The sequence below is a fragment of the Chamaesiphon sp. genome, assembly GCF_041737865.1.
In the GTDB taxonomy this organism is placed as follows: Bacteria; Cyanobacteriota; Cyanobacteriia; order Cyanobacteriales; family Chamaesiphonaceae; genus Chamaesiphon.
On record NZ_JBGSQZ010000334.1, the window covers coordinates 1 to 10,197 of the forward strand.

At 42.2% G+C, this 10,197-nt stretch carries 6 protein-coding genes and 1 pseudogene; 4 read left to right on the forward strand and 3 right to left on the reverse strand.

The window, feature by feature from the left end:
• Window positions 1-375: 375 nt before the first annotated feature.
• Window positions 376-1,389: a GTP-binding protein gene (locus ACEW9J_RS26255; RefSeq protein WP_373548013.1), complete on the reverse strand. Its 1,014-nt coding sequence runs from the start codon at window positions 1,387-1,389 to the stop codon at window positions 376-378.
• Between the two features lie 534 nt (window positions 1,390-1,923).
• Between ACEW9J_RS26255 and ACEW9J_RS26260 the strand changes: the two genes are divergently transcribed.
• Entirely contained in the window at window positions 1,924-2,877 is a 954-nt protein-coding gene (locus ACEW9J_RS26260) for a metal ABC transporter solute-binding protein, Zn/Mn family (RefSeq protein ID WP_373548014.1), read from the forward strand.
• A gap of 232 nt (window positions 2,878-3,109) precedes the next feature.
• Here the strand turns inward: ACEW9J_RS26260 and ACEW9J_RS26265 are convergent.
• Window positions 3,110-4,735, reverse strand: a pseudogene (locus tag ACEW9J_RS26265) (IS1634 family transposase).
• Window positions 4,736-5,225: 490 nt separating this feature from the next.
• Here ACEW9J_RS26265 and ACEW9J_RS26270 point away from each other — a divergent pair.
• Both ACEW9J_RS26270 and pheT read left to right on the forward strand, forming a co-directional pair.
• Window positions 5,226-5,684: a transposase gene (locus ACEW9J_RS26270; protein ID WP_373548015.1), complete on the forward strand. Its 459-nt coding sequence runs from the start codon at window positions 5,226-5,228 to the stop codon at window positions 5,682-5,684.
• 338 nt (window positions 5,685-6,022) lie between these two features.
• Window positions 6,023-8,488 carry a phenylalanine--tRNA ligase subunit beta gene (gene pheT / locus ACEW9J_RS26275; protein ID WP_373548016.1) on the forward strand — a complete coding sequence of 822 codons (2,466 nt, stop codon included), beginning with the start codon at window positions 6,023-6,025 and terminating at the stop codon, window positions 8,486-8,488.
• Window positions 8,489-8,621: 133 nt separating this feature from the next.
• Here the strand turns inward: pheT and ACEW9J_RS26280 are convergent, their stop codons facing one another.
• Window positions 8,622-8,924 carry a hypothetical protein gene (locus ACEW9J_RS26280; protein ID WP_373548017.1) on the reverse strand — a complete coding sequence of 101 codons (303 nt, stop codon included), beginning with the start codon at window positions 8,922-8,924 and terminating at the stop codon, window positions 8,622-8,624.
• Window positions 8,925-9,025: 101 nt separating this feature from the next.
• Here ACEW9J_RS26280 and ACEW9J_RS26285 point away from each other — a divergent pair, with 101 nt between their 5' ends.
• Window positions 9,026-9,988: a hypothetical protein gene (locus ACEW9J_RS26285; protein WP_373548018.1), complete on the forward strand. Its 963-nt coding sequence runs from the start codon at window positions 9,026-9,028 to the stop codon at window positions 9,986-9,988.
• Window positions 9,989-10,197 lie beyond the last annotated feature (209 nt).

Sequence of the window (10,197 nt, forward strand, 5' to 3'; positions counted from 1 at the left end):
GCTGCGGCGCTTTTTTATGCGGCGTCGTTTTTATGTCTAGGGGTCCCCTAGACATAAAAAAACGACAAGACGGGGGTTCCCCTAAACATAAAAACGCCGCTGTCTTGAAAAGGTGCTCCACTTGTCTGGCCTTTGTCTCCCGAAGCGACGTTTGTGGGGGGTTGGGTTGCCAACCCAACCAGCTTCCCCCGCAGAAGCTCTCGCGCCCCAGTTGGGAAACCCATGTTCCCGCACTTTTCGCTGCTTGGTGCGCTCAACCTGGAGGGAACCTCCAGAGCGCGCATCCGCAAACCGTCGGGGAACAAAGGCGGGCGCGCATTCGCTAAAGCCTAAAGCCTGACTCTCGCAGGAAGTCTATTGAGTTGCGCTTGACTGTCAGGATCGAAGTATTTGCCCAAATCCGATCCCTGTTGCCAAACATTTAGTAAAATCTGCTCGTAATTTAGTCTCATCGAGATCTCGCCCGATAAAGACTAACTCATTTTTACGTTGCTCATCAACCCGCCACTCGCGATCGGGTTTACCATCAAATAGCATGTGTACCCCTTGGAAGACAAAGCGATTTTTTTGCCCGTGAATATTTAAAATCCCTTTCATCCGAAAGATATTAGGGCCTTGATTTGGTAATAAATCGCTCAACCAATCATTAATTTTATTGATATCCATCGCGCCAGACAAAACTAAGGCCACCGATTTGACAGATTCATCATGAACGTGAGCTTCTTCACCCAAGAAATCCGGATCGATCGTCAGCGCATGAGATAAATCGAAGCCACCAACTTCTAAAACTGCATCCATATTCACCTGGGCATTTTCAGTCCGATGGATTTTCGCGATTGCATTCATACTGCGAATTTTACGTTCGAGTTCGTCTAACTCAGCAACAGTAACTAGATCGGTTTTATTAATCAGAATTGTATCGGCAAACGCAATCTGTTCTTGAGCTTCATCGGCATCCCAGTGAAGTTGAATATGTTTGGCATCTACTACCGTCACTACCGCATCTAAGTGAGTATGTAGTTTGACATCTTCATCGACGAAAAATGTTTGAATCACGGGTGCAGGATCGGCGAGTCCTGTGGTTTCGATTACTAAATGGTCGAATTTATCGCGCCGCCGCATGAGTTTATCGATGATTCGCACTAAATCGCCACGTACCGTACAGCAAATACAACCATTATTCATCTCAAAAATTTCTTCGTCGGTACTGACAACCAGTTGATTGTCAATGCCAATCTCGCCAAATTCATTCACAATTACGGCGACTTTCTTACCATGCTCGTAAGTCAGAATATGATTGAGTAACGTGGTTTTTCCTGCGCCTAAATATCCAGTTAGGACAGTGACTGGAACGGTAGATTTAGTGGGATTATCTAAAGTATTTACCATGAGTGTTTTATCCTTATATATTAATTGGCGATCTGTAAAAATTTAAGCAGATGATTAATTATAGATCTTGCTAAAAAAAGTGGCGTTCCGATTTTTAGCAAGATCGAATCTGCGCTACAAATATTGACTGGGGCTAGTTCCGATTCGGCGATTCTCTTTCTCCAGAGGCTGTGCCTAACGGCAGGCTACGCCAGCGACTGAAATCGCGCCGAGGTTTCCTCGGCGTGCGTTTCAGTCAAGACAACGCCAACGATAAGTGTCTCAGCGAATCCAGCGATCTGAATCTAATTGTGTGCTAACTCACAAGTCCAATTGACAGTAAGCTGCTCCACCCTTTAAGATGATCTTGATTTACGTCGATAATGATTCTCATTCTATCATAAATATATCGCTCCAGATGCTGTGCCTCACACAAGACTCATCAACCACAACTTACCCATCTAACATTCGATCGTGAAAATTAGCCCTCGTCGCTCAGACTCAAAACACGCACTGCGTTTTAACTGGATTGTCTCATCAATCATAACAATAGGGATGCTGACTGGATGCACCACCCCTGCCATCAAACAACCTATAGATGCAGCAATCCCCACAGCTAGCGAAACTCCAGCCACAACTACAGCCGCAAATACAGATAGCAGCCCGAAAGTAGTTGTGACTAATACTGTATTATGCGACTTGACCAAACAAATTGCGGCTAGTACTGTAAATGTAGTGTGCTTGCTTGCTCCTGGCAGCGACCCTCACGTTTATAAACTGACACCAGAGGCAAGACAATCGATCGAAGACGCGAAACTAGTCTTGTATGGGGGCTATGACTTCGAGCCAGAGCTAGCCAAAGCGATTAAAGCAACATCTAATCCAGCTCCAAAAGTAGCCGTACATGAAGTTGCCGTACCGCAACCCCAGAAATTCGAAGAAGACGGTAAGAGCACGACAGATCCGCATGTTTGGCATAATGCCCAGAATGGCATCAAAATCGCTGAAACGATCGCAACTAGTTTAGAAAAAGTTGTCCCAGCCCAAGCAGCAACTTACAAGCAAAATGCCCAAAAATTAACTTCAGAAATCGGGCAACTCGATACTTGGATTAAATCGCAAATAAATACAATTCCTGCTGCCAAAAAAGTATTGTTTACTACCCATGATGCACTAGGGTATTACTCAAAAGCTTATGGAATTCCGGTTGATGCTTTAGAAGGATTGAGTACAGAAGAAAAGCCCAATGCAGCTAGAGCGAAAGAACTGGTTGGTAAAATTAAGAAGGCACAAGTACCGACTATTTACGCAGAGTTGACACTCAATCCTAAATTAATTACCGCGATCGCTCAAGAAGCAAAAGTAAAAGTAGCACAGCAGGAAATCTATGCTGATGGCTTGGGTGAAGCGAATAGTCCAGGTGGAACTTATCAGAAAATGTTAGTTTCAAATACTAAAGCGATCGTCGAAGGATTGGGTGGTAAATATACACCTTTTGTAGCTAAATAAGTGCGACTCATTTAGTTGAATCGATCTAACCCACATTCCGCACTTCAGTTTTTACTACAAAAAATCTATGACTAAAATTGACAGAAAATTATATTCGCGATGCTTGTCATATTAAAAGTTTGGTAAAATGAGCATGACAATTTGCTAGCCTTTATCTTTTTTTTAAAACCAATCGATCTGAAATATTTAATTAGATGACAATGATTAAGATATTTAACAAACAATTAAAACTTCAATTAACTAAATAGTATCGCTGGCAAGCTACAGGTAAGAATCCTAAGATTTGATACCTTTCTTCACTCAAGTTGCTAATTCTCTCAAGTCCCTCAAGCTTAAAGCAATGAATCCCTTGGAAGCATTGGAATATCCATCTCAACGTTGGTCTTTCCGTTAATTTGTTTACTTGGTTTTTGACAGAAGATTTTCCAGCTTGAAGATTATTTCTGATTTCTCTCTGTCCAATTGTATAAACTAGAAGACTTAATCCCATTAGCATCATCATTGTTTCTATTCTTTCTGGATTTTTAACAAATAAGCTATCTGCAAAAAATAATGGGTCTTTGAGAAATCTAAATCCTCTTTCACAAGACTGTTGCTTCTTATATGCAACTAATATCTCTGTTGAGGCTAATTCAGTTTCGCTCAGTATATTAGTTGCCAGTATAAATCTTCCCGCTGAATTTTTGCTAGCATCAACTATTTCTTTGTTTTCTTCCAATCCACAAGTGACAGTCCAAATTTCTTGTCCTTTTTTATTTGTTTGGCTAGAAGTTTCGATCTCAATTAGTTGATGATATTTTAACTTAGATTGAATTTCTCTAATCTTTGTTAATGCTAATGATGACTGCTCAAATTCTAGATTGACTATCTTATTTATTTCCTTACCAGTTTTTTCCGCTTCTTTTTCTAGGCGATTTATTATTTTCTTTAAATCTGCTCTTTTTCTTTCTTCACTTTCTACTATCATCCATCTTTGCTCTATTCCTCCATATGTCACTTTTGACTCTGAATACCGATAACCCTGACTGCCTGACACATCTTTCAGATCTTCGCTTTCTACTTCTTTAACTAAATCTTTTGCTTTTTTTATCGATAATAGTACTCGACTTATCCATTTTAAATCTTTGATTAATATTAGATTATTTGCACTGTACAGAGCACTATCCGCTATCATAATACTCTCAAAGTCTACTTGCTGTGAGTATTCGACTAATATTTTTCCAAACATTGCTTTATCTGATTCATTTCCAGAACCTCCTCTCATCAATATCGGGATATCCCCATGCTGCGCGGGTCACCCGCCCAGCTCACTACTTACTATTAAATCTAGCACACACTGCTTTAGATCTGGTCGGTGATCTCGTGAGTATCCTTGAGTGATAAATATTGGTATTTCGCTAGTTACTTCTAATTCTTTCCCCTCTCTCTCATTATTTTGATTTTTGTATTCCCCATGCAAATGAAATGAGCTTGAATCTAAATGAGAGTATTTCGTTGATATTCCATATTTTTTAATTACTTCTAATCTAATAATTAAAAATAGATTATTTAGCCCGTATTTGTATAGCTTATCCATTACTCTCCCCAACTTGTCATCATTCAAATCCTCTGCTTTGACTCCCTCTCCTAATAAATGCTCTACAGCCTTGTCCTTAAAAAAATTTTAAAATAAATACAATGGTTGAGAAACAAATCCTAATCCATTTAAAATAATTGCTTTAACTACTTCTCCACAGTTAATTTTTTCTCTAGGATCTGTTTCTAATAATTTATTAACTTTTTCTACAATTCCTATTTCATCAATGATTCCAGCAACTATTCCCAAGTGGTCTAGATTTTTAATTTCAATTTCTTCCATTTTAAAATTCATTTATTGATAAAATTAATGGGACTTTACCAATAATTTTATCCTAACCAAAATGTTTCAAATGTAATTTCGGAGTGAGACTAGTTTAGTCTTTTGTCTGCGTATTTATTTCTTAAATGAGTAATAAATAGATCTAAGTATGTGTCGTGAAAACTGAAGTGCGGAATGTGGGCTTAAAGAACTGGTGATTTATAGGAATTTACCAGGATTTTTATTGACAAATTAGAATAGGAATAACGATAACGGAAGTCAATAATTAATCTCAAATTTTGTTACTCTGTAACTAATAAATTTTGACTGCTATTTGCCATCCATAAACCGATAGACCGAACTAGCTGCCGCAAGTACAATTTGCTGGTAGTAAGCTGGAAGAGCAATCCCGATTAATTGGCAGCTATTAGATAAATTAGGGTCGAGTAATTTAGATAAACAAGAGTCAGTAATTCACCCGATTGCTTGTCTATTACCAAATCATTCATTTGTGTTATTAGGCGATCGAGAATTTTGTAGTAAATATTTAGCAACTTGGCTACTGGAAATAGGTTGGGGATATTGTTCGCGGATCGAGAAATCTACATATATTCACTTAGACAAGCAAGAATCTGTCACATTAAATCAACTAGCATCTCATTCTGGCATTTCTGTATTTATTCAAGGGGTGAATATTACAAATACTGCTCATAAATTCCCCTTTAATGTTGCCGTTCACTATCCGAAAGAACATCACGGATTACCGATTACTGAAGGATGGTTTCTATTGACAACTCTTCCAGATATTAACTCAGCCGTTAAAGCTTATGCTACTCGATTTCAGATAGAGGAAATGTTTCGTGATTATAAGTCTTATGGATTTAATCTAGAATTGACTCAGCTTACTGGTTCGAGATTTGATACTTGGTTTCTATTATTAACTTTAGTCTATAAGCTGTTTTACATCTAAATCTTTTGACTGAATCCCTTACAGCAAAGGTTCTAGAGGACAAAAAGAGTGTTTTAAATGTTTGACAGCTTAGCACCGTTATATTAAAGAGTGTTTGCACTCCTAGTTCTCATCATAAGTATTTAACTAGAACATCCGAACTCCAACGTCAATATCATCGTGCTTCGACGTTTACAAAGGCAAACCGTTAGCAGCTTAAATAGTAACTCTATTTAAGCCGCTCAGTACTATCTATGGGGTATCGATCGCACCAATGCCGATCTATACGACAATAAATAGGTGGAAGCTTCTGTATTAGAGAAGTTGCATCGCCGCTGACTATAGTTAAATTAAATTAAATGTATATTGCTTTAAATTGGTTAAAAGAACTAGTAAACTGCGAACTCGCGCCTGAAGAGTTGGCTAAAACCCTTACTCTAGCTGGATTTGAGGTTGAATCGATCGAGGATCGGAATACTTGGGCTGATGGGGTAGTTGTCGGGCGAGTGCTGACGCGGATTCAACATCCTAATGCTGATAAATTGAGCGTCTGTACTGTCGATGTCGGTGGTGAGGAACCGCTGCAAATCGTCTGTGGAGCGGCAAATGTCCGCGCGGGAATTCTGGTGGCGGTAGCTACAGTGGGTACCTATCTCCCTAAAGTCGATCTCAAAATCAAACCTGCTAAACTGCGGGGCGAAAAGTCGGAGGGGATGATCTGTTCGCTCTCAGAATTGGGACTAACAAAGGATTCAGAAGGGATTTATATCTTCGGTGGCGAGGATGCCGACACACCCGCGATTGGTACTGATGTCCGATCGCTCTTGGGCTTAGATGATGTCATCCTCGATCTGTCTTCCACCGCCAATCGCGCTGACGCTCTGAGTATGGTAGGAATTGCTAGAGAAGTAGCGGCTTTAACTGGGGGAACGCTGAAGTTACCCATCGTGGATATGGCAACTATTCCCGCTCAACCGCAATTAACCGTTAGTGTCAGTGAAGCTCAAGCTTGCAATATTTATGCGGCGACATCAATCCAAGGTGTCGAAATTGCCCCGTCGCCTCAGTGGCTGCAACGTCGCCTCCAAGCCGCCGGAATTCGCCCGATTAATAATATCGTGGATGTGACTAATTACATCCTGCTAGAGTGGGGGCAACCTTTACACGCTTTTGATGCGGACAAATTGCAAGCAGTCAGTGGTAGTGAAACCATTCAGATGGGTGTCCGGTATGCCGAGAAGCAAGGCGAGACACTCAAAACTCTAGATGGGCAATCAAGACAATTGCAGGCTCAAAACCTCCTAATTACCGCTCGCAATGTCCCTGTCGCCCTTGCAGGTGTCATGGGTGGTGAAAGTACCGAGGTATCAATAGGTACTCAAAACATCGTTTTAGAAGCAGCGATTTTCGATCCGGTAGCGGTACGAAAATCAGCCCGCAGTCAAGGTGGACTGCGATCGGAAGCATCGACTCGCTACGAACGCGGGGTAAACTTAGCAGAACTGGAAACAGCGACCCATCGCGCGATCGAGTTAATCGTACAACTAGCTGGTGGTAAGATTAGTTCTCAGGCGATAATCGATCGTCGCCCCGATCTAACTCTCCAACCTCGGACGATTAAGCTGCGATTGGAACGGTTAAATCAGATTTTAGGGCCGATCGATGATGATGGCGAACCTGGGGAAATCAGCCCTGAAGATGTCGAGCGGACGCTGACAGCATTGGGATGTCAGTTGGTAGTAACTGAAGGCGAGATCGAAGAAACTGTCTGGAATGTCGTAGTACCACCCTATCGTTACCGCGATTTGGAACGGGAAATTGACTTGATTGAAGAAGTCGCCAGATTGTATGGTTACGATCGATTCATGGATACGCTCCCATCAGAATCTACGGCGGGTTTTCTGTCGCTAGATGAGGAGCTATTGCGGCGAATTCGAGCAGCTTTCCGCGCTGTCGGCTTAAACGAAGTGATTCAGTATTCCTACGCACTGGAAAAACTCAATAATGGTTCGCAAGTAGAAATCGTCAACCCGATGTTTACTGAATACTCTACCTTGAGATCGGAATTAATCTCTGGTTTAATTCACAGCTTCCAAACTAATCTCGCCCAAGGTAACGGCGCACTCCAAGGCTTTGAAATCAGTAAAATCTTCGGACGCGACGAGACGGGACTGATCGAAACCGACGTATTAGCCGGAATCATCGGCGGCGATCCTGGGATCGGCCGCTGGACGACTGGTGGCAAGCCTCAACCCCTCTCCTGGTTTGAAGCCAAGGGGATACTAGAAAGCGTCTGCCACAGCCTCAAAATACCTGTAGAGTACCAAGCCGACAGGTCCGATCCCAAGCTGCATCCAGGGCGTACAGCCTCCTTATGGTTGCAGGGACAAAAAATGGGTTACTTCGGGCAATTACATCCCCAACTGCGTCAGGAAAAAGATCTCCCCGCTGCGGTATATGTGTTTCAACTCAACCTCGATCCGATTCTGAATTATCTGGCAGCAGAAGAGCGGTTAGTGCCAGTATTTAAAAACTATTCTACCTTTCCCGCATCCGATCGAGATATCGCTTTCTTTGCATCTGTAGATCTATCTTTAGCCGACATCCAAAAATCGATTACCAAGGCTGGCGGGGAGTTATTAGAAGCCGTAGAAGTCTTCGATGAATATCGCGGTGCTAATGTCCCAGATGGACAACGGAGTTTAGCAATTCGATCGATCTATCGGGCACTCGATCGAACTTTAACTGATGCAGATGTAGAGCCATTACAACAAAAAATCCGAGACGTTTTAGTCGAGAAGTTTCGGGTAACTCTACGGAGTTAAACATTTAACACAGATGTATGGTGTGTTATCGCGGAGCGTAACGCACCATTAAAATAATTGATAATTGATAATTGATAGCACAGTAACCCAGATGTAGGGTGTGTTAGGCGCAAGCCGTAACGCACCATTAACATCAATCTCCACCCATACGACGCTCTTGCGAAGTTGAGATCGCGAGATCTAATTTTCGCTCTAATTGGTTGAACCGCTCCTCAATTCTTGCCGCCAGCAAATCGATTTGGCTCTCCAATCGATCGAATCTTTGATTCATCTGGTCTTCAAGGGCATCGATTTCATCATACACATTGTCGATAGAGAAATTTACTTCTCTACCTGTCAATTGAGTATCTTCAAGCCTAGTTAGTCGTCTTTCTAACACTCTAAACTGTCGATCTAGATGTCGAGATCTAGTTTTGGATTCGTTGGTTTGCGTCATGAGGATTAGATCCTAAGTTTTTGGTTGAGGTAATCTCGTTAGTTATTCGCTGGCGTGGGTACTATTATTTTATATTCATTCTCCTCCCCTATTTTTTCTGTATGAAACGGCTACAACGTTACCTCGTTATCCTAACTATCGTTGCTGTCGTTATCATCGGGATTAGGTTTACTCAAGAGGTCGAAGACTGGAGTAAACTACTGACATATCAACCGCCTTCAGAGATTGCCAGACTAGCGACAACTACGACGATGACGGATACCGCTCGTCGATTATTCTATGTCAATCAACCGACGATCGAAACTAGAAAATCATCCCTCAATCTCTGCAAAAGATCCGAACATACGATTGTGCTAGGTTGCTATGTCGTCAGTAAAGGGATTTTTCTGCAAGCGGTACCAGATCCTCGATTGCAAGGAGTGATGGAAGTCACGGCAGCTCATGAGATGCTGCATGTAGCTTATCAAAGAATGTCCCTATTCGAGCAATCACAACTCAACAAGCAGCTCCAAGCCGTATTAAATCAACTTCAAAATCCCCGCATTCTCAAGCTAGTATCAACATATAACGAACAAGATCCGCGATCGGTAAACAATGAGCTACACTCGATTTTGGGTACGGAGGTGCGAAATCTCAGTCCTGAATTAGAAGCACATTACCAGACATATTTTACAGATCGATCGACGATTGTGGCGTTGTCCGAACGGTATGAAGGGGTATTTACGACGCTGCGAGGTAAGGAAAAGACTCTGAGCCAACAGTTGCTGACGCGGAAATCAACACTAGAGCAACTCTCATCACAGGTAAAACAGGAGGCTGAAACGGTAGAATCAGAACGCTCGAATCTTCAAAGTTCGATCGTCAGTAACCCCAGCAGTGATTATAGTTTCCGCGTCTCCAGTTTTAACGATCGAGTCCGCAACTACAATCAATTAGTCTCCCAACTCAAAGAGCAAACCGACGCCTACAATCAACTAGTAACCGAGCATAACACTCTCGCACTAGAAGAAAAATCTCTAGTCGAATCGCTAGAAAATAAATCAACGCAGCAAGTTGCTAGATAATTGTAAACACAATTCGGCTAGACTTCGGTTGAGGTTGATTTACCCCCCCAACCCCCCCGAATATGCGCGGATGCGCGCACTGTTCGGGTTCCCCACTGGGCCGCGAGCTTTTCGGGGGAAGCTGGTTGGGTTGGCAACCCAACCCCCCGAAAACGTCGCTTCGGGAGAAATAACCAGTTGACAGTGTTAGCGGCGTTTTTATTCGGGGG

Bases quoted from the DNA above. Each gene is read 5' to 3' on its own strand.
- ACEW9J_RS26280 (WP_373548017.1), bottom strand. From the start codon at position 8,924: ATGACGCAAACCAACGAATCCAAAACTAGATCTCGACATCTAGATCGA.
- pheT (WP_373548016.1), top strand. From the start codon at position 6,023: ATGTATATTGCTTTAAATTGGTTAAAAGAACTAGTAAACTGCGAACTC.
- ACEW9J_RS26260 (WP_373548014.1), top strand. From the start codon at position 1,924: ATGCTGACTGGATGCACCACCCCTGCCATCAAACAACCTATAGATGCA.
- ACEW9J_RS26255 (WP_373548013.1), bottom strand. From the start codon at position 1,389: ATGGTAAATACTTTAGATAATCCCACTAAATCTACCGTTCCAGTCACT.
- ACEW9J_RS26285 (WP_373548018.1), top strand. From the start codon at position 9,026: ATGAAACGGCTACAACGTTACCTCGTTATCCTAACTATCGTTGCTGTC.